This is a genomic window from Streptomyces dysideae, from assembly GCF_001514305.1.
Classification (GTDB): domain Bacteria; phylum Actinomycetota; class Actinomycetes; order Streptomycetales; family Streptomycetaceae; genus Streptomyces; species Streptomyces dysideae.
In genome coordinates, this window is the sequence record NZ_KQ949119.1 from 1 (window position 1) to 22,113 (window position 22,113).

A 22,113-nucleotide genomic window follows, 5' to 3' on the forward strand; every position below is an offset into this window, starting at 1 on the left:
CCTCCGGCTCGTAGCGGCCGTTTGGGCAGGCGCTCGGAGACGACGGCACCGGCATACTCAATCCGTGATCGAGACCGACGGACCTGTTCCGCTGCCCGGTGCCTCCGTACCGGATGGGCCCCGCATGCCGGACGCACACCACGTACACCATGCGAAGGGCCACGCGCGGAGCCGCTCGGCCCGACCGGGTTCTGGCGTCTGGCGAACCGGATGCGACGCGGGGTGTTCAACCCTGCTTGGCATCCGGTTCGTCAGATGCCATGACATGGGGCATCCTGCCCTGCGCCACCCGTCCGGAACACTTCGCAGGCCGTCTGCGTGCGGCGGGAGATCCAGGGTGAGGTTCCTTACCTTCCTGGTCGTGGGGTCTGGCTGGTCGTCGGAAGGGCTGAGTTGGCGGGGACGGCCGCCCGCCCGCCGAGGGTCCAGCGCCGGTATCGAAGGTGACGGCTTCGGACAGGTGTGATAAAGCACGGCGGTTTCCCATCCGATGCGCACGAGGCCACAGTCCGCGAGAGCGACCGCAATCACTTCGACGGGCCGACTCCCCGCCATAGACGTCAGTCAGGGCAGTGAAGGTCCTCCATGAGGAATCGAGGAGGACCTTTCGTGCGTCCCGCCCTCAGTTTGGTACCAGGAGATGCATTGGGCGTAGGACGGGAGAATGCCGAGGTCTTCGGCCTCGGTCAGGGTGGGGGCAGTGCTGTCCTTGTGGGAGAGGACGGGGGTGATGTCCGGGGGCCACTCGATGGCGAGGCGGGGGTCGAGCGGGTGGATGCCGTACTCGCGGTGTGGGGCGTAGCCGGTGGAACAGAGGTAGACCACGGCGGCGTCGTCGGTCAGCGCCGCGAAGGCGTGGCCCAGGCCCTCAGCGAGGTAGACGGCTTGGTGGTGGTCGTCGAGCCGCACCGCTTCCCATTGGGCGTACGTAGGTGACCCGGTCCTGAGGTCCACGATGACGTCAAGGACCGTGCCACGGACGCACGTCACGTACTTCGCCTGGCCCGGGGGGACATCCGCGAAGTGGATGCCGCGCACAGAACCTCGGCGGGAGATTGAGAAGTTGGCCTGTGCGAGGGGGAAGTCCCGGCCGGTCGCCGCACGCAGTTCGGGCTGACGGAACCACTCGTGGAAGCTGCCCCGCTCGTCCCGGTGCAGTACGGGTTCCAGGAGCCAGGCGCCTTCGACAGTCAGGGGGCGCAGAGTCATCACGTCCTTCATCGTCGGGTTCATGGGGCGACATTGGGGTTACATTGGGGTTATGGTTGCAATGGGCTACCGAAGGACTCGTGCACATGCCCAAGATCAATGTCTATGTTCCCGACGCGCTGGCCGAGCGCGTCAAGGCCGCTGGCATCTCGGTTTCTCCCATCTGTCAGCGTGCACTGGAAGAGGAGGTGCGCCGCATGGAGGCGCAGCAGAAGGCAAGTGCGGAACTGCTCGAGGTCGCCGCGCGGCTTCGAGCCACCCAGCCGGAAGCCGGAATCGGGGGAGAGGAGGGCTCACGCGGTCACCAGGCCGGGCTGAACTGGGCACGGACCACCGCGACTTACGAGGAACTGTCCGAGATGGCTGGTCTGGGGCTGCACGGCTGGTCGGTACTGCCGGTACCCGGACACCACACCATGGTGCCCGCCCTTCGCGAGGCGGGATACCCCCAGCAGGCAAATGAAGAATTCGAGTTGAGCATCCAGGATCCCTGGGTTCGGGGCATGGTCTCGGCCTGCGTCGACGTATGGCGCGAGGTCGCACCAGTCATCTGAGTCGGCGGCTTGGGTGGCCGACCGGCCCCCCATGAAGGGGCTCGAACGAATCTCGTACGAGACACCAGCCGTCCCCTGAGTGCCATGACTAGATTCCCTGAGTGTCTGGGACCTGCGCGCTTCACGAAGGGTGGTGTCTCGTGATCGAGGACGACACAGGCAAGCTGATCGCGGCAGCCGGTGGGACCGAGAGGGATATCGGGGACGCTCTTCGGGCCGTGGGACCCGAGCGTGCCGTCCAACTGCTGGCGGACGAACTCATCCACCGCGCCGACCTGGAGGACCTCCCGCACGCCGAAGCCGTGGTGCGCTTCGCCTGTCACCTTGGTGAGCGGACCGTGAACCATCTGGTGCACGTCTCCAAGGGAAGCGCCCGCCACCTCGCCGACGCCGGGGAGTCCGAGCGGGCAACGGCGCCCGACGTGACGGTCCGGTACGACACCCCGGAACTGGTGCGTGCGGTCTTCGGGCCGACGAGCGCACGCACCAGTGCCACCCGCCGCGTCGAGTGGCACACCACCGACCCGATCGGGCCGCACAGCGAGGTACCGCGCACCGCTCCTCTGGTACAACGCCTCCTGCGCGGCACCGTGCCCGGCCCGGACGACCTCGCCGAGTTGTCGCTCCGCTTCGGCAGCGACAAATGGGGCCTGCACTTCTACACCCCCCTGTTCGAACGGCACTTCGCGTCTTTGCGGGACCGCCCGCTGACCCTGCTTGAACTGGGCATCGGAGGCTTCGACGACCCGGAGGCCGGCGGCGGCTCGCTGCGCCTGTGGCGGCGCTACTTCCATCGCGCGATGATCTGCGGCGTCGACATCGCGGAGAAGACCGTGGCGGCCGGCGGGCGAATCCGCTCATTCTGCGGCAGCCAGACCGATCCCGTCTTCCTCGATTCCGTACTGGAGCGCGTCGGACCGCCGGATGTCGTGATCGACGACGCGAGCCATCGCTGCGCGGACGTCATCGCGTCCTTCCGCCATCTCTTCCCGGCGCTGCGGCCGGGCGGCCTGTACGTGGTCGAGGATCTGCAGACCTCGTACTGGCCAAGGTATGGGGGCAGCAGCGAGGAGCTCTCGTCACCGGCCACGAGCATGGGGTTCCTCAAGACGCTCGCCGACGCGGTCAACCACGAGGAGCTCAACGGACCGGCCCCAGACGCCGTCGACGAGTTCGGCCCGCACGTCGTGAGCGTGCACTTCTACCACAACCTGGCAGTGATCGAGAAAGGCACCAACAAGGAGGGCACACTCCCTTCCTGGCACCCGGCACGCGCCGGCTGATCGTCCTCCTCACCCCTGAACCGTCCGTTTCGACCGGAAGGCACTGTGATGACCGCGCGCGCCCAAGCCGAAGCCCCGCCGATACCGACGGCAGACGATCTCGCCGCCACCTACCTGGAACTGATGAAGCGTGTCCTGATGCGCTGTGCCGACGGCGAGGTGTTCCTCGCCGCCCCGCCGGACGGAGAAGCGAGCCGGGCACCGTCGATGGAGGAGATGGAGAACGGGGTCGCCATGCACCCCGACGCGGACACCATGGTCGGACGGCCGCGGCTCGACAACGTCCAAGCGTGCATCGAGAGCGTGCTGCGCGACAACGTGCCAGGCGACTTCGTCGAGACCGGCGTGTGGCGCGGCGGCACCTGCGTCTTCATGCGGGCCGTGCTCAAGGCGCACGGCGTCACGGACCGCCGGGTGTGGCTTGCCGACTCCTTCGCAGGATTCCCCAAGCCCGATTCCCGCACCTATCCCATGGACGCCGTGTACGAGCGCTACGCGAGCTTCGCCAAGGGACTCGGCGAGTCCATCGCGGTGCCGGCGGATGACGTACGGGCCCGCTTCCGGGGCTATGGACTCCTCGACGACCAAGTGCGCTTCCTGGAGGGCTTCTTCGCCGACACCCTGCCGCAGGCGCCGGTCGACGACATCGCTCTCCTGCGCCTCGACGGTGACTACTACCAGTCCACCTGGGAGGCGCTGGAGCATCTGTACCCCCGGCTGAGCTCGGGCGGCTACTGCATCGTCGACGACTACTGGCTCACCACCTGCCGCAAGGCGGTCGACGACTTCCGCGAGAAGCACGGCATCACGGAGTCCGTCGAGATCATCGACTGGACCGGGGTCTACTGGCGCAAGGAACAGTGAGGTCCGCCGCCATGTACACACGGTGCATCCGTATCCGTCTGCGCCCCGGCACCACAGAGCGGGCCGCCGAGTGGCTGCGTGACTTCGAGAAGCGCAGGGAGGAGTCGCTCGCGTCGATGCGCAACTCCGGGATGGTGTGGGAGAGCGCCTTCCTGGACCGCAGGCCGGAGGGCGACGAGGTGCTGCTGGTGCAGTGCTCCCGTGACTTCGACGCCACCTCCCGGGCCTTCCTCGGTTCGACCCTGGACATCGATGTTCAGGCGCGTGCCGTGATGCAGGAGATCGCCGAGGCGTTCAGTACGCCGGAGACGATGGTCCACCTCGTGGCGGAGCCGACGCAGGACGTGGCGTAGAGCCAGGCCGCGGACGCGGAACTCACATCCGCTCGACGGACTTCGCGAACTTCACCAGGAGCCGGGAGAACTCCCGGACCTCCTCGGCGGGCCAGTCGGCGACAAGGTCGTCGAACACCTTCTGCTGGAACTCCACCGACCTGGCGAGCAGGCCCTCACCGGAAGGCGTCAGCCGGAGCACCTTGCGCCGGCTGTCGCGCTGGGACGGTGTGTGGGTGACGTACCCGCTCTTGACCGCGTCCGAGACCATCCGGCTCGCGGTCGAGGGGTCCAGCTTCAGCTGTTCGGCCACGGAGCCGATGGTGACCTCGCCGTCCGGCAGCGGCTCGGTGCTTTCCCCCACTGCCTGGACGACCATGATGTGGATCAGCCGGGTCTGCTCCAAGGAGGTCGGCTTCCGGCCCAGGATCCGGACCGTGCGGAAGAGGGCGGGGCCGGAGGCGCGGGTCGGGGAACCGAGGTCGTCCACGCTGCTCATGGCAGGACCGTAACACACATATACATGTGCGGCGCATGTATTTTTCGGTCGGCGTGCCGAACGCGGCGGACGAAGCAGAGCTTCGTCCGCCGCGTTCGGCACGCCCGTTCTGGTCACCGGATCGCCGGTGCCCGTCAGGTGTCGAGGAGCTCCTCGACCTGGGGTGCGTACCGGGCACCGGCCACCTCCCGCTCGGGGAAGCATTCCCCTAGCTCGGCCAGCTCCTCGGGCCCCAGCTCCAGGGCGGCCGCCGACGCGTTCTCCTCAAGGTGCTCGGGGAACTTGGTGCCCGCCAGCGCCACGACGTCCTCGCCCTGGGCGAGAACCCAGCCGATGGCCAGTCGGCTCAGGGACACGTCCAGCCGCTCCGCGACCGCCCGGAACCGCTTCAGCAAGACCAGGTTGCGTTCGATGTTGCCTGGCGCGAAGCGGGGGAAGTTGTGGCGCCAGTCGCCCTCGTCCACCTCATCCAGCGAGCGCACCGTACCGGTGAGGAAGCCCCGCCCGAGTGGGCTGTACGCGACGAGCGGCACCTCCAGCTCCCGCAGGGCCTTCAGGATCTCCCCCTCCACGTGCCGCTGCCACAGAGAGTGCTCCGTGGCTACGGCGGAGACCGGATGCACGGCCTGCGCGCGGCGCAGCGTGGCCGACGACACCTCCGACAGCATCAGGCCGCGCACCTTACCGGCCTTGACGAGCTCCGCGAGGACCCCCACCGACTCCTCCACCGGGACCTTCGGGTCTACCCAGCCCAGGCAGTACAGGTCGATGCGGTCCGTCCCGAGCCTGCGCAGCGAGGCATCGCAGGTACTACGCAGGTACTCCGGGGTGCCGTCGAGCATCATGCCGCCCTCGGGGTTCGGGCGGATGCCGGTCTTGACGCAGATCACGGCCTCGTCACGGCGATTGCCGAGCGCGCGTCCGAGCCGCTGCTCGCCCTCGCCCCCGGCATAGAAGTCCGCGGTGTCGATGAGCGTGACGCCCAGATCCAGGGCTCGCCGGACGGTGGCATCGCAGGTCTTCGGGTCCTCCACGCCGTAACCGCCGGACATGCTCAGCGTCCCGAGGCCGACGGCCGACACTTCGATGCCCTGCCCCAATGTGCGTGTCCTCATCCGTTCCTCTCCTCCCTGTCGTCACCCTTCACCCTGCCGCCACCCGGTCGGTGATCAGCCGTGCAATATCCACGGGCGACGGCTGCGCGGCCGATTCGGCGGCTATCGCGAGGGACGCCTTGCGGTGCGGGCCTTCTCCCTGAAGAGCGGTCACCGCGTCCCGTATCGCTGTGACCGTCCGCTGATCCGGTCCGAGTTGTATGCCCGCGCCCACCGCGGTGATCTGTCCGGCATTGGCGAACTGGTCCGCGAAATGAGGCAGTACGAGCTGGGGTACGCCGCTGACGAGCGAGGCCATCGTCGTACCGGAGCCGCCGTGGTGCACGATCGCGTCGCACAGCGGCAGCGTCGCCCCGAGTGGCAGCCAGCCCGCCGCTCTGAGCCGCTCCTGCAGCCGGGCCGTGCCCCGCAGAGCGGCGGCGTCCGCCTCGTCCATGCCGACGACGACCTCCACATCCAGATCGGCCAGGGCCTCCACCACCTCTTCCAGGAGCGGCTCCATTCGGCCGTACCGGGGCAGCACGGTTCCCAGCGTCACGCAGACCAGAGGCCGTTCGGCGGGACGCAGCGCCCAGTCGGGCAGCACCGATGTGCCGTTGTAGGGGACATATGCCATCGGGTCGCCGACAGGGACGTCCTCGTGCTGGAAACTCGGTGGGCAGACATCGACCAGCGCCACTGGTGGTGACGCTTCGGGTGTCGCCAGGACCCTGGTGGCGGGCCGGAACGCCGCCGTCGCGGCGGCCTGCAGATCAGGGCGCGGGGCGAGCCCCCAGCGGTGTTCGACCCGGGGGACCCCGAACCGGGTCGCTGCCACGGGGCCGGCCAGTTCCATCGGTTCCGAGACCACGACGTCCGGCCGCCAGCTCTCCACCAGCCGCATCAGGCCCGGCAGAGCCCGTTCCGCGAGCCGGGCGAAGCCCTGAGCGGTGTCGGCGACGGCCTGGCGCGGATCGGCGGACTGGCGCGGCGGTCCCTGCCCCGTGCTCTTGGGCCGCATCACCTCGATCATGTCGTAGGCATCCGCACAGGGGACCACCGGCAGACCGGACCTGGTCACCTCCGGTAGCAGGCTCCCGGGCGTCGCCACCAGCACCTCGTGGCCCGCGGCGCGCAGCGCCCAGGCCAGCGGCACCATCGGATAAAAGTGGCCCGCCGCCGGACACGTGGTGAACAGGACGCGGGCGCGCCGCGGCGCCTCGATGCCAGCCGCGCTCATCACCGGCTCCGCGCCCCTCACCAGGTCACCCGCAGCCGGCGCACGATGCGGTGCATGCCGGGAAGGAACTCCAGCGCGTCCTCCCCGTCGAGCCGCAGCTCGGGCAGCCTAGCGGTGAGATGGTGCAGCGTCAGCCGCAACAGGGCTCGGGCCAGATGAGAGCCTACGCAGGCCCGTGGCCCGTGTCCGAAGGCGAAGTGCCGTTTGGGCTCGCGGGTGATGTCCAGAGTGTCAGGGCTCTCGTACTGTGCCTCGTCGCGGTTGGCGGACGCATACATCACCATGAGCCGGTCGCCCGCGGCGAGCGACCTGCCGCCCAGTTCGACCGGCTGCGTGACCTGCCGGAACAGGCCCTGCAGGGGCATGTCGTAGCGCGCCACCTCCTCCACCGCCCGGGATGCCAACTCCGGCTTCCGGCACAGCAGTTCCCACTGGTCACGGTGGTCGAGCAGGTGCCACACGGCGGTGCTGACCATGGCCGTCGTAGTGCTCTGACCGGCGCCGATCAACCCGGTCATGGACTCCACCACCGTCCTTCGTTCGCGGGCGGTCAGCGGGCCGTTCCCCTCGGCCACGGCCTGTACGACGGCGCTGAACAGGTCGTCGCGCGGCTCGGCACGCCGCCGCTGGGCGTATTCGTCGAGCAGCCGCTGATAGGACGCCACTCGCCGGGCGCTGGCCAGCTGTTCCTCGGGGCCGAGGCTGGAGGAGGCCGACATCAGGACGGTCAGCGAGTAGCTGCCCTCCACCACCGCGTCCACGTCCTGCGGAGCCAGGCCGAGCACGCGTGCCTTGCCGCGGATGGGCAGGCGGCGGGCGAAGCGGCGCTGCAGATCACCGGGTCCGCCCGCCGCGAACTCGTCGACCAGCGAAGAGACCTGCTCCTCCAGATATGGCTCCAGGATCTTCACCCGCGCCTGCGTGAACGCCTGCTGGATCGGCGTACGGGCTCGGATGCGCGCCTCATCGCCGGGGTTGTCCGCGTCCGCAGGGAGCGGCGGCGTCGACGCCTCGATCTCAGCCTTCGCCTCGGGGGTCAGTTCCTCCAGGGAGCGCAGGACTGCAGCCAAGGAGAAGGTCTTGGGGTCGGACAGCACGCGCTGGACGTCCTGGAACCGCGTCACCACCCAGGCTCCGAGGGCCGGGGAATGGAATACGGGGTCCTCGTGACGGGCCCGCGCGTAGAAGGCGTATGGATCGTCCTGGAGCCGTAACGGGTCATACTCCTGCCCGAGCACCGACACGTGAGTCTCGGTCATGCGGTCACCTCTCTCTGCGGGAGCTGGGCCGTCGGCGCTCATGCTCCGGCGGTGGCGTCACCGCTGATTCGAGAGGTGGTCGAAGGTTCGCCCTGGCGGGCGACACCGCGCATTCTCAAACCGTTCCTGATGCCGGGCTCCGAGGATGACGGCGTCGGTCACGATCCCTTCGGAGGGAGAACCCATGCCCGAGTCGTCCGCCGCGGTGCGTACCAGCGCGTTGACCCCGGAGCCCATTCACCGAGTGCTCCTCGCCTACTGCGGTTCCAAGGTGCTGATGAGCGCGGTCGAAGTAGACCTGTTCAGCGTGCTCGCGCAGGAGGGCCCTGCCACCGAGGCAGAGCTGCGCCGCACACTGAATCTGCACCCTCGTTTCTCCCGGCACTTCCTGGATGCCCTGGTCGCCCTGGAACTGTTGGAGGCGCACGGCGACCGGTACGCCAACTCTCCGCTGGCCGACCACTTCCTGGACCGTGCGAAGCCCACCTGCATCGGCGGATTCGCCGAGATGACCAGTGACACCTTCTACCCGGCCTGGGGCCGGCTGACCAAGGCGCTGCACACCGGCCAGGCCCAGGCGCCGCTGCCGCCCGACGACGAGAATCATCTGTTCCGGGTGAACGCCAAAGAACAGCCGGACCGGGTACGCCGCTTCATGTCCTCCATGGACTCGCACAGCACCCGCATCGGCGAGGAACTGGCCGCCCTCATCGACTGGAGCGGATACAGCCGCTTCGCGGATCTCGGGGGCGCCCGTGGCAATCTGACCGCGGTCGTCGCCAAGGCACACCCCCACCTGAGCGGCGTCTGCTTTGACCGTCCGCAGAGCCGTCCCTTCTTCGACGAGCACATCGGAAGGCTCGGTCTCACCGACCGGGTCACCTTCCAGGCGGGGGACTTCTTCGCCGACCCGTTGCCGGATGCCGATGTCCTCATCTACGGCCATGTACTGCATGACTGGGGCCCCGACAGCCGTCGCACGCTACTCAATCGCGCCCACCAGACGCTGCCTCCGGGCGGAACGCTGGTGATCTACGACCGGATGCTCGACGGCAGCCCAAGGGATCTGGCCAAGCTCATGTACAGCATGACGTTCATGCTCGCCTCGGGAGGGGGCTCCGAGTACAGCGTCGAGGAGTGCGGCGACTGGCTGCGGGAGGCGGGCTTCACCGAGATCAGCGCCCAGCCACTGTTGCACGATCACACCGTGCTGATCGCCCGCAAGTGAGGTCAGCCCCCCGTTCCCGACGCCCAATGTCGCGTCGACGCCCGGATTCCCCTCCATGTCTGCCGATACGAGTTCTGCCCGGGAGGGCCACGTGCACATCGAACGGACGCCCGTCCTCATCATCGGGGGCGGCCTGACCGGCCTGTCCGCCGCCGCGTTCCTCGCCTGGCACGGCGTACCGTCCGTGCTCATCGAGCGGCACGCCGACATCTCGGCGCACCCGAAGGCGCGGGCCATCAACCCCCGCTCCACCGAGCTGTTCCGCTCCATAGGCATGGAGCAGACCGTGTATGCCAACCGTTCGCCGATCGCGGACAACACCGATCTGGTTCATGTGGAGACGCTGGCGGGGCGGGAGCGGGTGCGCATGCCACGCTCGACCGGTGACGAGATCAGCGCGCTCAGCCCGAGCGAGTGGGCGCTGATCGACCAGAACCGGCTGGAGTACCTGCTGCGGGATCGCGCACGTGACGCGGGTTGCGACATCCGCTACCACACCGAGCTGACCTCCTTCGCCCCGGACGAGGACGGGATCACCGTCGAGACCCTCGACCGCAGTACCCAGGAGCGCCGTACCGTCCGGGCCGAGTACGTCATCGCGTCGGACGGCGGCCGCAGCCGGGTGCGTGAACTGCTCGGCGTGCCGCAGACCGGCCCGGGCACCCTCTCGAACCTGGTTAGCTTCTTCTTCACAGCCGACCTCACCGAGGCGCTGCGCGGGCGCAGCATCATCGCCTGCTACGTCAACAACCCATCCGTGCGCGGCACTTTCATGCCCCTGGACAACGACCGGCGCTGGGTCTTCAACGTCTCGTACGATGCCGAGGGCGGGGAGAAACCGGAGGAGTTCACTCCGGAGCGGTGCACCGAGCTGATCCGGCTCGGTATCGGCGTACCCGATCTGCCGGTGAAGATCGACACCACCGATCCGCTGCCCTGGGAGATCGCCGCCAGGGTCGCCGAGCGGCTCCGCGTCGGCCGGGTGCTGCTCGCCGGGGACGCGGCCCATGTCATGCCGCCCACCGGCGCGTTCGGGGCCAGCACCGGCATTCAGGACGCCCACAACCTCGCTTGGAAGCTCGCCCTGGTGCTGAACGGCACGGCGGGCCCAGAGCTGCTGGAGAGCTATCACACCGAGCGGCACCCCGTCGCCCGACTCATGATGGAGCAGTCCATGCTGCGGTTCCGGGTGCGCGAAGGGGAGGACTACGCCGACGTGGCCGCAGCCATGCTGGACGAGCTGTCCATGGCTTTCGGATACCACTACCAGTGGGGGGCGTTCGTCGCGGCTCCGTCCAGGCGGCAGCCCACCTCCGCCGCCGACCAGCCGCCGGTGGAGGATCCGCACCGTCCCACTGCCGCTCCCGGCCACCGCGCCCCGCATGTGCCCCTGCTGCGCGGGCGCGAGGAGATCTCCATCCTCGACCTCTTCAGCCGGTCCTTCGTCCTGCTCGCAAGCTCCGAGGCCGAGCCGTGGGCAGTGGCCGCTCGCTCCGTCGCGGACGAACTCGGCCTCGACGTCGAGGTGGTCCGCATCGCCCCCGATGGGGAACTCCAAGATCCGGGGGGAACCTGGGAGGCGGCCTACGGCGTGCGCCCGTCCGGTGCCGTCCTGGTCCGTCCGGACGGCTTCGTGGCCTGGCGCTCCGAGGGCGGTGCCGGCGCGGTCGGCCCCGAGGCCGAACTGCGGGACGCACTGCGCACCCTGCTCGCCCGGGGACCGGAGGCCGCAGCATGACCGGCACGGCAGCGCCCTCACTTGGTGACGCCTACGTCCCCTTCGCCGACGACGACCCGTACCCCCTGTACGCCCGCGCCCGCCGGGAGGAGCCCGTCTTCTTCTCGCCGGCGCTGAACGCCTGGGTCGTCACCCGGTACGAGGATGTGCGCACGGTCCTCGGCAACCCAAAGGCGTACTCGCTGGCGACGGTCCCGGACTCACTGGCCATGCTCTCCCCGGAGGCGTACGAGGAACTCGCGAAGACCTTCTCCGAGGTCCCGGTGGCCATCCGTGAGGACGCCGTCGACGAGGCCCGAAAGCGGGTGCGCACGCCCATTCTGCGGGCCTTCTCCGGCGAACAGGCCGAGCTGATGCGGGACTTCGTCCAGGCCCAGACGGACCTGCTCGTCGACCGCTTCGAGGAGCGCGGGCACGCCGAGCTCATGGCGGAGTTCGCGCGCCAGCTGCCGGTACGGGTCAAGGCGCCGGTGCTCGGGCTCGATGAGGCCGACATCGAGGCGTTCGTCACGGGCACCTCCGACTTCATGGAGCTGCACTCTGTCGCCGCGCAGCTGTCGGTGGCGGATCAGGTCGACCGGGCCCGCAAGGTTGTCTCGTACCAGCGGCTGCTGGACTCCTACGCCCTGAAGCGGCGCGCCGAGCCGCGCGACGACCTGTTCAGTGAACTGGTACGGGCCATGGCCCCAGGTGACGAGCCGCTCACCACGCCGCAGCGCAAGGCACTGGTGGACAGCATGACGGGGCTCGTCGCGGCGGGTCACTTCACCAGCACCGCCGCGCTCGGCACCGCCGTGTGGCATCTGCTCTCCCACCGGGACCAGTGGGAGCTGCTGTGTGAGAAGCCGGAGCTGGTGGACGGTGCGATCGAGGAACTGGTGCGGTACGACATGCCGCTGCGCGGGCTGATGCGTCGGGTCACCAAACCGGTGTCGCTGTCCGGGGTGGCGCTCGGCCCCGGGGACGAGCTGATGATCGTGTACCAGTCGGCCAACCGCGACGAGAGCGTGTACGCGCACCCCGACGAGCTGGACATCCGGCGCACGGATGCCGCTGAGCACTTCGGCTACGGGCACGGCTCGCGCTCCTGCGTCGGCGCGGACCTGGGCCGCGTGATGCTGCGCACCGCCCTGCTCACCCTGACCGGCCGGCTGCCCGGACTGCGGCTCGCGACGGGGCACGAGGTGCGCTGCATGCCTGGACTGCACAAGATCGTGCGGGAGTTGCGCGTGGAGTGGTGAACTGCGTGGAACGGTGAATCGCTCCGACATCACGGGGCCCGCCTGCCGTGACCGGTGAGGCGGGCCCCGTGCGGCGCCTTTGCTTGGTGACGCCCCTCAGCAGAGCAGGGCGTCGACGGGCGCCGAACACTGCTCGGAGAGAATGCGGCCGCGCAGCCGCCGCAGCCGGGGCGCTGGAGCGGCGCCCAGTTCGGCGTGGAGGATGCGCTGGTGCTGCCGATAGGCCCGCAGGGCCTCCCCGCGCCGCCCGCAGCGATGCAGTGCGACCATCAGCTGGGCCAGGAACTGGCCGTCCAGGGGGAACTCGCGCACCAGTCCCTTGAGTTCGCCGATCAGGTCCCGGTGGCATCCCAGCAGCAGATCCATGTGGATGCGCAGCTGGGCGGCGCGCAGCCATTTGGCGTTGAGGGCGGCGAGGTGCAGGTCCAGCTGCGGGCCGGTCGGCACCCCGGCGAAGGGGTGCCCCCGCCACAGGGCAAGTGCTTGGCGCAGCAGACCGGCGGCGTGGTGCAGGCGGTCCGGCTCGGGTCCCCCGCGCAGCAGGGTGCGGGCGCTCTCCGTCAGCCCCTCGAAGACGAAGGCGTCCACGTCCTCACGCTGCACGGCCAGCCGGTAGCCGGAGCCTCCGGTGGACAGGCGGTCGCTGTCGCCGGGTAGCAGTTTGCGCAGCTCGTGCACGTAGGTGCGGATGGTTGTGTCGGCGGTGGACGGGGGCCCGTCCGGCCACAGCTCGGCGGAGAGCGCCGTCAGGGGCAGGGAGCTGCCCCTGGCCATCAGTAGCAGGGCGATGAGCTGCTGCAGCCGGGGAGCGGAGACCGGGGTCTGCCGATCGCCATCGGTCAGCTGAAGCGGGCCGAGGACCAAGAACTGCAAAGAAGCCTCCTGAGGAACATCGGAACACGTGGCGGAACACGGGACATGGGGCCGGGCCCACCGGGAGGCGGTCAGCCCGTGACGACTCCGGCGGCCGTCAGGACCAAGCCGAGGAGGGCGAACACGGTGCGTAGCGCGTGCCAGTTCCGCCACGCGGTGCGCGGGTCCTCCCAGTCGTCGGGGACGGCGGTGAGCCGCTTCACCCGCCGGTTGATGGGAACGTTCCGGCTCTGGGAGACCACGGAGACTCCCAGCAGACAGACCGCGCCCGCGATCAGCGCGGCCCGCCGCCCGGTGCTGTCGGTGGTGCAGGCCAGCACGACCACCAGCACGGTGGTGGTAACCACCAGGGGCGGCATCACACGGTCGAAGTACCGGCCGAACAGCCGGTGCGCATCGATGTACTCGTTGGGCGGCAGCGTCATAAAGCCGGGTACGAGGCTGATCGCGACGCAGAACAGCACTCCGGCAGTGACGCCGGCGCCGAGCAACGCGGTCACGCCGATGGCCAGGAACATGTCCGTCACCTTCCGTGTGAGGCAGGGGGCATGAGGGGGCGAGCGGGGAGCGGGGTGCCAAGCGGGGGCGAGCCTTTCAGCCTGCCGTCCTACCCCGCACCAGGAAGGTTCGAGAACCGGTCGACAGCGCCGCGGACCGCGGCCTCCAACCGTCCTCAACCTCCGGCTGACGGCACGGCCACATCGTCTTCTGGACCCCGTACACCCACCGGAAGGGCTCGAGCGTGTACCGAACTCTCATCGTGGCGCGGATGGATCCCGGCGACGCTGGTGCCGTCGCAGAGGCCTTCGCCCGATCCGACCAGACCGAACTGCCCCGGATGCTCGGCGTGCACGGCCGTGCGCTGTTCCGCTTCCACGACCTGTACTTCCATCTCGTGGAGTCCCGCAATGAGATCGCCGCGCCGCTCGACCGGGTCCGTGAGCATCCGCTGTTCACCGGGCTCAGCAGCGAACTCGCCCGGTTCGTCAGTCCCTTCTCGCCCGACTGGCAGGGACCGCGCGACGCGATGGCCCAGTGCTTCTACACCTGGGAGTCCGCGGAGAGCGAGCGGGCCACCGCCTCCCCCGTCGCGCGGCCCGCCTCGCCCGGCGGGAGGTGACGGAGATGACCATGCGCGACATGCATGCGGCCAAGGTCGGGACGCAGGACATTACCTCCGACCGCCGTCGGGGCGCGGACCTCCGGGTCCTGCTGAGCCCCCGCACGGTGGGGGCGACCAAGGGAATGCTGGGGGTGGTCGCGCTGCGGCCCGGTGAGTTCGTCAGCGAGCACTACCACCCGTACTCGGAGGAGTTCCTGTACGTCGTGGAGGGCGAGGTCGTTGTACGGCTCGACGACGAGCCCGTCCCGCTCGCCGCCGACGAGTCCCTGCTGGTGCCGGTCGACGTCCGGCACCGCGTCGAGAACAACGGCGGCCGTCCCGCCCGGGTGGTCTTCGCGCTGAGCGGTCTTGCCCCGCGTCCCGAGCTGGGGCACGTGGACACAGAGCCGCAGCCCGCCGCGGACACCGAGCCGTGGCTTGCTGACGCGCCGGATCCCGGATCCGCTGCCGGGGGTGGCCAGTGACCCGCCGCGCCGTCGTCACGGGGATCGGCGTGGTGTCGGCGGGGGCGGTCGGGGTCAAGGCGTTCTGGTCCCTGCTGACCGAGGGGCGCACTGCGACCCGGCCCATCACCCTCTTCGACGCCGAGGGTTTCCGTTCCCGCATCGCGGGCGAGTGCGACTTCGACCCCGAGGCGAACGGGCTGACCACCGAGGAAGCGCTGACCATGGACCGGGCCGCGCAGTTCGCCGTGGTCTCGGCGCGGGAGGCGCTGGCCGACGCGGGCCTCGACCCGGGGCACACCGACCCGGCCCGCCGAGCGGTGTCCATCGGCAGCGCCGTGGGCTGCACCATGAGCCTGGAGCGCGAGTACGTGAAGGTCAGCGGCTCCGGCGATGCCTGGCTCGTGGACCACCGGCAGGCGCACCCTGAGCTCCACTCCTACCTGGTGCCCAGCAGCATCGCCCGCGACGTGGCCTGGCAGATCGGCGCGGAAGGGCCGGTCACGCTCGTCTCCAACGGCTGCACCTCAGGCCTGGACTCGGTCCGCCACGCTGCCAGACTCATTGAGGAAGGGACGGCTGACGTCGCCCTGGCGGGCGCTTCCGATGCCCCCGTCTCGCCCATCACCGTCGCCTGCTTCGACACCATCAAGGCCACCTCGGCCAACAACGAGGACGCCGCGCACGCCAGCCGTCCCTTCGACCTGCACCGGGACGGCTTCGTCCTGGGCGAGGGCGCTGCCGTGCTGCTCCTGGAGGAGCGCGAGGCCGCGCGGCGACGCGGGGCCCGGGTCTACGCGGAGATCGCCGGATACGGCTCGCGCGCCAACGCCTACCACATGACCGGACTCAAGCCGGACGGCCGGGAGATGGCGGAGGCCATCCGGGTCGCCCTGGCCCGGGCGCGGCTCGAACCGACGGACGTCGACTACGTCAACGCCCACGGTTCGGGCACCCGGCAGAACGACCGGCACGAGACGATGGCGTTCAAACGCAGCCTCGGCGACCACGCCCGGCGCGTACCGGTCAGCTCCATCAAGTCCATGATCGGCCACTCGCTGGGCGCCATCGGCTCCATCGAACTCGCGGCTTGCGCCCTGGCGATCCATCACGATGTCGTGCCGCCCACCGCGAACCTCCATCACCCTGACCCCGAGTGCGACCTCGACTATGTGCCGCTGACCGCCCGCGAACTGCCCGTCGACGCGGTGCTGAGCGTGGGCAGCGGATTCGGCGGCTTCCAGAGTGCCCTGGTGCTGACCGCGCCGGAGACCGCCCGATGACGGGCCCGGCCGGCCCTGAGCTGGTGATCACGGGCATCGGCGTACTGGCTCCCACCGGACTCGGCACCGAGTCCTACTGGCGGGCTGCGCTGCGCGGCGAGAGTGGCATCGGGCCGGTCCGCAGGTTCGACGCGACCGGGTACCCGGTCCGGCTGACCGGGGAACTGCCGTCGTTCGAACCTGCCGAACGGGTGCCACGCAGGCTGCTGCCGCAGACCGATGTGTGGACTCAGCAGAGCCTGGCCGCGCTGGAGGAGGCGCTCGCCGACGCCGAGCTGGCCACGTCCTCCGTACCCGAGTACGAGTTCGCACTCTCTACGGCGAGTTCGGCCGGCGGTGTGGAGTTCGGCCAGCGAGAGATCCAGAGCCTGTGGAGCAAGGGCCCTCGGCACGTTGGTGCGTACCAGTCGATCGCCTGGTTCTATGCCGCCACGACCGGACAGGTCTCCATCCGGCACGGACTGCGCGGCCACTGCGACACCTTCGTCTCCGAGGCGGCCGGTGGCCTCGACTCCTTCGCCGGAGCCCGCCGCGCCGTCGAGGACGGGGCTTCCGCCGTAGTCTGCGGAGCCACCGACTCCGCGCTGAGCCCGTACGGGATGGTGTGCCAGTGGTCGGGCGGGCAGCTGAGCGAGCGGGCCGACCCCGCCCGGGCCTATCTGCCGTTCACCGAGGACGCCTGCGGGTATGTGCCGGGAGAGGGCGGCGCGATGTTCGTCGCGGAAGAACGGGCCGCGGCCGAGCGCCGCGGCGCCCCCCGCTGCTACGGAGTGGTCGCCGGGCATGCGTCGACTTTCTCCCCGCCGCCCAGCTCGGGCCGCCCGCCCACCCTGCGCCGGGCGGTGGAGTCGGCGCTCAGCCAGGCGTCCCTCACCCCGGCTGAGGTGGACGTGGTGTACGCGGACGCGCTCGCCGTACCGGAGGCCGACCGGGCGGAGGCTCAGGCGCTGTGCGAGGTCTTCGGGCCGTACGGGGTCCCGGTCACCGCGCCCAAGACGGGGCTCGGCCGGCTCTACTGCGGCGGTTCGGCGCTGGATGTGGCGACGGCGCTGCTGAGCATGCGGGACGGGACGGTCCCGCCCACCCCGAACGTGCACCGGGCCGCCCCGGAGTACCGGCTCGACCTGGTGACCGGCGCGCCGCGGCGGATGCCCGTCCGCAACGCGCTGGTCGTCGCCCGCGGGTACGGCGGCTTCAACTCGGCACTGGTGCTTCGCGCCCCCGGACCTCGTAGACCTCGTGGACTTCATGGAGAGGAGTACTGAGCATGAGCGAGCACACCGAGAACACGGTGTTCATCGACGCGCCCCTGGAACTCGTCTGGGAGATGACCAACGACGTCGCCTCCTGGCCCGACCTGTTCAGCGAGTACGCGTCGGCCGAGATCCTGGAGCGGCACGGGGACACCGTCCGATTCCGGCTCACCACCCACCCGGACCCGGACGGCAAGGCCTGGAGCTGGGTCTCAGAGCGAACCGCCGACCCGAGCAGCAGGACCGTACGGGCCCACCGCGTGGAGCCCGGCGCCTTCTCCTACATGTGGATCTTCTGGCAGTACTGGGCCGCTGGCAAGGGCACCGAGATGCGCTGGGTGCAGGACTTCGAGATGAAACCCGAAGCCCCGTTGGACGACGCCGGGATGCGTGAGCGGATCAACCGCAACTCGGCTGTCCAGATGGGACGCATCAAGGACCTCGTTGAGCGGCGCGCCCTCGCCCTCACCACCGACTGACACACACCTGGAGGCACGCATGGAAGCCCGTACCGAAGGAACTCTGCACGGCAAGCGCGCACTGGTCACCGGGGGAACCAGGGGCATCGGGCGCGCGATCTCACTGGCACTCGCCGAAGCAGGAGCCGGAGTGACCGCCTGCTACCGGCACGACCAGGAGTCTGCGGTGGCCCTCGAACGCGAGCTCAAGCAGACGGGGAATGCGGACCACGGTACAGTCCGTGCCGATCTCGGCTCCGCTGAAGAGGTAGGCAGGGTCATCGAGTCCTGCCGGCAGCGGCACCCCGCGCTCGACGCGCTGGTCCACAACGCCGGTGCGATCAGCCACGTCCCTTTCGACCAGCTGGAAACCGCCGAGTGGCACCGGGTCCTCGACACCAATCTGACCGCCGCCTACCTCCTCGTCCAGCAGGCGTTACCAATGCTCGGCCCCGGGGCCTCTGTGGTCCTCGTCGGCTCCAAGGTCGCGCAGGTCGGCGTACCGCTGCGGGCGCACTACACGGCGGCGAAGGCGGGACTGACCGGCCTTGCCCGCAGCCTGTGCAAGGAACTCGGCCCGCGCGGCATCCGCATCAACGTGGTCGCCCCGGGAGTCACCGAGTCCCCAGCCGCCGACCAGTTGAGTCCCGAGCAGCGGGCACGGTACGAGTCCATGGCCGCCCTGCGCCGGCTCGGAACCCCCGAGGATGTCGCGGCGGCGGTCACCTTCCTGGCGGGCGGGTCCGCGGCCTACATCACCGGGGAGACACTGCACGTGGATGGTGGGATGTGAGCCCCGCCGACTCCGGTCCCGCGGTGCGGGTGCTGGTCTGGTACCGCGAACCCGAGAGCGATCCGGCGGCGCTGCGCCGGGCCTTCGGCCAGGTCGAACGGGCCCTGCAGCGCACCCCCGGGCTGATCCGTAGCGAACTGCTGAGGTCGGTGGTGCGGCACGGGAGTGTCGCCGTGCACAGCGAGTGGACCAGCCTGGACGCCTTTCTCGCCTGGGAAAAGGGACCCGACCACCGGCGGGACACCGCCCCGCTGCGCCCCTACCAGGACACCGGCCGGGACCAGGTCTTCGACGTGTACGCGGTGGCACCCAAGGGCGGGACGGACGTCATCACCGGGGCCGGCAGGGCAGGGGTATGAAGGCGCTGGTGCTCTGCGGAGGCTCGGGCACCCGGCTGCGGCCGATCACCCACACCTACGCCAAGCAACTGGTGCCGGTCGCCAACCGGCCTGTGCTCTTCTACGGCCTGGAGGCCATCGCGCGGGCCAACATAACCGAGGCCGGCATCGTGGTTGGAAACAACGCCGACGAGATCCGCGCGGCCGTCGGTGACGGCTCCCGGTTCAGCCTGCGTGTCACCTACATCCCCCAGCAGCGCCCCCTCGGACTGGCCCACGCGGTGCTGATCGCACGGGACTTTCTCGGCGACGAGGACTTCGTCATGTACCTGGGGGACAACTTCGTCGTCGGCGGCATCACGGAACTCGTGGACCGCTTCGACGCGGAGCACCCCGACGCCCAGATCCTGCTGACCCGTGTCTCCGACCCTTCGGCCTTCGGCGTCGCCGAACTCGACGGACGCGGTTCGGTGGTGCGCCTGGAGGAGAAGCCGGAGCATCCCAAGAGCGATCTCGCCCTAGTCGGGGTGTATCTCTTCGGGCCCGCCGTGCACCGCGCCGTACGGGCCATCGCTCCCTCTCGTCGCGGCGAGCTCGAGATCACCGATGCCATCCAGTGGCTGATCGACGACGGCCGGGACGTGCGGTCCACGACCATCTCCGGCTATTGGAAGGACACCGGCAACGTCGACGACATGCTGGAGGTGAACCGCACACTCCTGGAAAACCTGGTCCCAGGTGTCGCCGGAGAGGTGGACGACACCAGCGAACTCGTCGGCCGGGTGAGGATCGAACCGGGCGCCCGGGTGTTCGGCTCGCGCATCGTTGGGCCCGCCGTCATCGGTTCCGGCACCACCATCACCGGTTCCTACGTCGGGCCGTTCACCTCGGTCGCGGAGAATTGCCGGATCACCGACAGTGAGGTCGAGTTCTCCATCGTGCTGTGCAACTCCCGGCTGCACGGAGTGCGCCGGGTGCATGCCTCGCTCATCGGCCGGAGCGTCGTGGTGACCCCCGCTCCCCGGACCCCCGATGCCCACCGCTTCGTGCTGGGCGACCACAGCGAGGTGCAGATTCCCACATGACGACGAACCGACCCACGACACGGCCCACGCGATTCCGGCCCACGCGCAGGGTGCTGGTGACCGGAGGGGCTGGGTTCATCGGCTCGCACTACGTCCGCTCCCTGTTGGGCGCGGACGGGCCCGGCGGCACGGCGGTCACCGTGCTCGACAAGCTGACCTACGCCGGAGTCCGCGCCAATCTGGACGCCGTGCGCGGCCACCCCGGCTTCGCCTTTGTCCGCGGGGACGTGTGCGACGCTCCCCTGGTTGGTGAACTCGTGGCCGCTCACGACGAGGTGGTGCACTTCGCCGCCGAATCCCATGTGGACCGCTCGATCGATCGCCCGGCTGACTTCGTACGGACAAACGTCCTGGGGACGCAGACGCTGCTGGAGGCGGCTATCCGGCACCGGACCGAACTGTTCGTCCAGATCTCGACCGACGAGGTGTACGGCTCGGCGGAGAGCGGCTCGTGGCGGGAGGACTCCCCGCCCGATCCGAACTCGCCGTACTCCGCGTCAAAGGCGGCCGCGGATCTTCTGGCCCTGGCCTGTCACCGTACGCACGGCCTAGACGTACGCATCACTCGGTGCTCCAACAACTACGGCCCTCACCACTTCCCGGAGAAGCTCATCCCGCTGTTCATCACCCGGCTCCTGGACGGCCTGCCCGTGCCCCTGTACGGGGACGGCGAGCACATCCGCGACTGGCTGCACGTCGACGACCACGTGCGGGGCATCGAACTCGTCCGGCGGCGTGGACGGGCGGGCGAGATCTACCACATCGGCGGCGGCACGGAGCTGAGCAACCGGGAGCTGACGGGCAGGCTGCTGAAGGCGATGGACGCGGACTGGGACCTCGTGGAGTGGGTCGAGGACCGCAAGGGACACGACCGCCGCTACTCCCTGGACTGCTCCAAGGCGCGCACCGAGCTCGGCTACCGGCCCCGCACGGACTTCGCCAGCGGTCTGGAGGAGACCATCGCCTGGTACCGCGACAACCGGCCCTGGTGGGAACCGCTGACCCGCTCGGCACTGGTCCACCCGGCGGTCCCCCGATGACGGGCGCGTGGCTGGTCACGGGCGCCGGCGGGATGCTGGGCCAAGACGTGGTGGCCCGGCTCGCCGGGACGGCGGGCGAGCCGGTGGTGGCGCTGGAGCGGCGGTCGCTGGACATCACCGACGCGGCGGCGGTGCACGAGGCGGTCGCCGCGCACCGGCCCGCCGTCGTCGTGAACTGCGCGGCTTGGACGGCTGTTGACGCGGCCGAGTCCCAGGAGGCGCCCGCGACAAGGACCAACGCGGACGGGGCGCGCCATCTCGCGGCGGCCTGCGCCCGGAGCGGGGCCACGCTGCTGCAGATGTCGACCGACTACGTCTTCTCCGGCGACCGCGTCACGCCCTACCCGGAGGACCATCCGACGAAGCCGCGCACCGCGTACGGCCGCTCCAAACTCGCAGGCGAACAGGCCGTACGGGAACTCCTGCCGGACACCGGTCTGGTGGTGCGCACCGCCTGGCTGTACGGCGCCGGGGGCCGCAGTTTCGTGCGCGCCATGAGCGGCCTAGCCGCCGGGGACGGGACCGTCGACGTGGTGGACGATCAGTACGGCCAACCGACCTGGAGCGCGGACCTGGCCGCCTTGCTGATCCGGCTCGGCCGGGCGGCGCGGCAGGGAGCCGTGCCGCCCGGCGTGTATCACGGGACGAGCGCGGGGCAGGCCAGCTGGTACGAGCTGGCGCGGGAGGTGTTCCTGCTACTGGGCGCCGATCCGGAGCGGGTCAGGCCGACGCGGGGCGCGGACCTGGGGCGGGCGGCGCCGAGGCCCGCGTACACCGTGCTGGGGCACGGCCTTTGGGAAACCACCGGCATCCAGCCCCTGCGGCACTGGCGGGAGGCACTGGCTCAGGCGCTGCCGGTCCTGTCGCGGGAAGGGTGACCCCT

The 22,113-nt window shown here is 69.9% G+C and carries 24 protein-coding genes; 17 read left to right on the forward strand and 7 right to left on the reverse strand.

Annotation, left to right across the window (positions count from 1 at the left end; genetic code table 11):
• Positions 1–564 precede the first annotated feature (564 nt).
• Positions 565–1,203, reverse strand: a complete 639-nt coding sequence (locus tag AQJ91_RS42015; RefSeq protein WP_067033517.1) for a dTDP-4-dehydrorhamnose 3,5-epimerase family protein — start codon at positions 1,201–1,203, stop codon at positions 565–567.
• Positions 1,204–1,295: 92 nt separating this feature from the next.
• Here AQJ91_RS42015 and AQJ91_RS42020 point away from each other — a divergent pair, with 92 nt between their 5' ends.
• The 4 genes from AQJ91_RS42020 to AQJ91_RS42035 all read left to right on the forward strand — a co-directional run bounded on the left by AQJ91_RS42020 (position 1,296) and on the right by AQJ91_RS42035 (position 4,263).
• Entirely contained in the window at positions 1,296–1,763 is a 468-nt protein-coding gene (locus tag AQJ91_RS42020; RefSeq protein WP_067033385.1) for a type II toxin-antitoxin system CcdA family antitoxin, read from the forward strand.
• Positions 1,764–1,903: 140 nt separating this feature from the next.
• Positions 1,904–3,046 (forward strand): SAM-dependent methyltransferase, encoded by a 1,143-nt coding sequence (locus tag AQJ91_RS42025; RefSeq protein ID WP_067033387.1) that lies wholly within the window; start codon positions 1,904–1,906, stop codon positions 3,044–3,046.
• 48 nt (positions 3,047–3,094) lie between these two features.
• Positions 3,095–3,910, forward strand: a complete 816-nt coding sequence (locus AQJ91_RS42030) for a TylF/MycF/NovP-related O-methyltransferase (protein ID WP_079085610.1) — start codon at positions 3,095–3,097, stop codon at positions 3,908–3,910.
• 11 nt (positions 3,911–3,921) lie between these two features.
• The gene (locus AQJ91_RS42035; RefSeq protein WP_067033390.1) at positions 3,922–4,263 is read left to right on the forward strand and encodes a DUF6176 family protein; all 342 of its coding nucleotides are present in this window, start codon (positions 3,922–3,924) and stop codon (positions 4,261–4,263) included.
• 22 nt (positions 4,264–4,285) lie between these two features.
• Here AQJ91_RS42035 and AQJ91_RS42040 read toward each other — a convergent pair whose 3' ends face one another.
• The 4 genes from AQJ91_RS42040 to AQJ91_RS42055 all read right to left on the reverse strand — a co-directional run bounded on the left by AQJ91_RS42040 (position 4,286) and on the right by AQJ91_RS42055 (position 8,334).
• On the reverse strand, positions 4,286–4,741 hold the full coding sequence (locus tag AQJ91_RS42040) for a MarR family winged helix-turn-helix transcriptional regulator (RefSeq protein WP_067033393.1): 456 nt from the start codon (positions 4,739–4,741) through the stop codon (positions 4,286–4,288).
• Between the two features lie 134 nt (positions 4,742–4,875).
• A complete protein-coding gene (locus AQJ91_RS42045) occupies positions 4,876–5,856 on the reverse strand; it encodes an aldo/keto reductase (RefSeq protein ID WP_067033396.1) in 981 nt (326 codons plus the stop codon).
• A gap of 28 nt (positions 5,857–5,884) precedes the next feature.
• Positions 5,885–7,075: a nucleotide disphospho-sugar-binding domain-containing protein gene (locus AQJ91_RS42050; protein ID WP_079085612.1), complete on the reverse strand. Its 1,191-nt coding sequence runs from the start codon at positions 7,073–7,075 to the stop codon at positions 5,885–5,887.
• A 17-nt stretch (positions 7,076–7,092) separates the two neighbouring features.
• Positions 7,093–8,334 (reverse strand): cytochrome P450, encoded by a 1,242-nt coding sequence (locus AQJ91_RS42055; protein WP_067033399.1) that lies wholly within the window; start codon positions 8,332–8,334, stop codon positions 7,093–7,095.
• Between the two features lie 184 nt (positions 8,335–8,518).
• On the opposite strand from AQJ91_RS42055, the gene AQJ91_RS42060 reads away from it, so the two are divergent.
• The 3 genes from AQJ91_RS42060 (at position 8,519) to AQJ91_RS42070 (ending at position 12,541) form a co-directional block, all read left to right on the forward strand.
• The gene (locus AQJ91_RS42060; protein WP_067033402.1) at positions 8,519–9,562 is read left to right on the forward strand and encodes a methyltransferase; all 1,044 of its coding nucleotides are present in this window, start codon (positions 8,519–8,521) and stop codon (positions 9,560–9,562) included.
• Positions 9,563–9,653: 91 nt separating this feature from the next.
• A complete protein-coding gene (locus tag AQJ91_RS42065) occupies positions 9,654–11,300 on the forward strand; it encodes an FAD-dependent monooxygenase (protein ID WP_159054788.1) in 1,647 nt (548 codons plus the stop codon).
• Positions 11,297–12,541 carry a cytochrome P450 gene (locus tag AQJ91_RS42070; RefSeq protein WP_067033407.1) on the forward strand — a complete coding sequence of 415 codons (1,245 nt, stop codon included), beginning with the start codon at positions 11,297–11,299 and terminating at the stop codon, positions 12,539–12,541. The genes AQJ91_RS42065 and AQJ91_RS42070 overlap by 4 nt, the downstream gene beginning before the upstream one ends.
• 96 nt (positions 12,542–12,637) lie before the next feature.
• Here the strand turns inward: AQJ91_RS42070 and AQJ91_RS42075 are convergent, their stop codons facing one another.
• Positions 12,638–13,414, reverse strand: coding sequence for an AfsR/SARP family transcriptional regulator (locus tag AQJ91_RS42075; RefSeq protein ID WP_067033410.1), 777 nt, complete (start codon positions 13,412–13,414; stop codon positions 12,638–12,640).
• A gap of 71 nt (positions 13,415–13,485) precedes the next feature.
• Positions 13,486–13,932: an anthrone oxygenase family protein gene (locus AQJ91_RS42080; protein WP_067033412.1), complete on the reverse strand. Its 447-nt coding sequence runs from the start codon at positions 13,930–13,932 to the stop codon at positions 13,486–13,488.
• A 224-nt stretch (positions 13,933–14,156) separates the two neighbouring features.
• Here AQJ91_RS42080 and AQJ91_RS42085 point away from each other — a divergent pair, with 224 nt between their 5' ends.
• Genes AQJ91_RS42085 through rfbD form a run of 10 tightly spaced genes read left to right on the forward strand, consistent with a single transcriptional unit; the run spans position 14,157 to position 22,108 of the window.
• Complete coding sequence (locus AQJ91_RS42085) at positions 14,157–14,534, forward strand: TcmI family type II polyketide cyclase (protein WP_107122678.1); 378 nt, start codon at positions 14,157–14,159, stop codon at positions 14,532–14,534.
• Positions 14,535–14,545: 11 nt separating this feature from the next.
• Positions 14,546–15,001, forward strand: a complete 456-nt coding sequence (locus AQJ91_RS42090; protein ID WP_067033523.1) for a cupin domain-containing protein — start codon at positions 14,546–14,548, stop codon at positions 14,999–15,001.
• Positions 14,998–16,263: a beta-ketoacyl-[acyl-carrier-protein] synthase family protein gene (locus AQJ91_RS42095; RefSeq protein WP_067033417.1), complete on the forward strand. Its 1,266-nt coding sequence runs from the start codon at positions 14,998–15,000 to the stop codon at positions 16,261–16,263. Before AQJ91_RS42090 ends, AQJ91_RS42095 begins: the two co-directional genes overlap by 4 nt.
• Entirely contained in the window at positions 16,260–17,528 is a 1,269-nt protein-coding gene (locus AQJ91_RS42100) for a ketosynthase chain-length factor (RefSeq protein WP_067033419.1), read from the forward strand. The genes AQJ91_RS42095 and AQJ91_RS42100 overlap by 4 nt, the downstream gene beginning before the upstream one ends.
• 2 nt (positions 17,529–17,530) lie before the next feature.
• Positions 17,531–17,995 carry an SRPBCC family protein gene (locus AQJ91_RS42105; protein WP_067033421.1) on the forward strand — a complete coding sequence of 155 codons (465 nt, stop codon included), beginning with the start codon at positions 17,531–17,533 and terminating at the stop codon, positions 17,993–17,995.
• A 19-nt stretch (positions 17,996–18,014) separates the two neighbouring features.
• On the forward strand, positions 18,015–18,767 hold the full coding sequence (locus tag AQJ91_RS42110) for an SDR family NAD(P)-dependent oxidoreductase (RefSeq protein WP_067033423.1): 753 nt from the start codon (positions 18,015–18,017) through the stop codon (positions 18,765–18,767).
• Entirely contained in the window at positions 18,764–19,126 is a 363-nt protein-coding gene (locus AQJ91_RS42115) for an antibiotic biosynthesis monooxygenase family protein (protein ID WP_079085615.1), read from the forward strand. Before AQJ91_RS42110 ends, AQJ91_RS42115 begins: the two co-directional genes overlap by 4 nt.
• Positions 19,123–20,190 (forward strand): glucose-1-phosphate thymidylyltransferase, encoded by a 1,068-nt coding sequence (locus AQJ91_RS42120; protein ID WP_067033425.1) that lies wholly within the window; start codon positions 19,123–19,125, stop codon positions 20,188–20,190. The genes AQJ91_RS42115 and AQJ91_RS42120 overlap by 4 nt, the downstream gene beginning before the upstream one ends.
• Entirely contained in the window at positions 20,187–21,230 is a 1,044-nt protein-coding gene (gene rfbB / locus AQJ91_RS42125; protein WP_067033428.1) for a dTDP-glucose 4,6-dehydratase, read from the forward strand. Before AQJ91_RS42120 ends, rfbB begins: the two co-directional genes overlap by 4 nt.
• Positions 21,227–22,108, forward strand: coding sequence for a dTDP-4-dehydrorhamnose reductase (gene rfbD / locus AQJ91_RS42130; protein ID WP_067033432.1), 882 nt, complete (start codon positions 21,227–21,229; stop codon positions 22,106–22,108). The genes rfbB and rfbD overlap by 4 nt, the downstream gene beginning before the upstream one ends.
• Positions 22,109–22,113 lie beyond the last annotated feature (5 nt).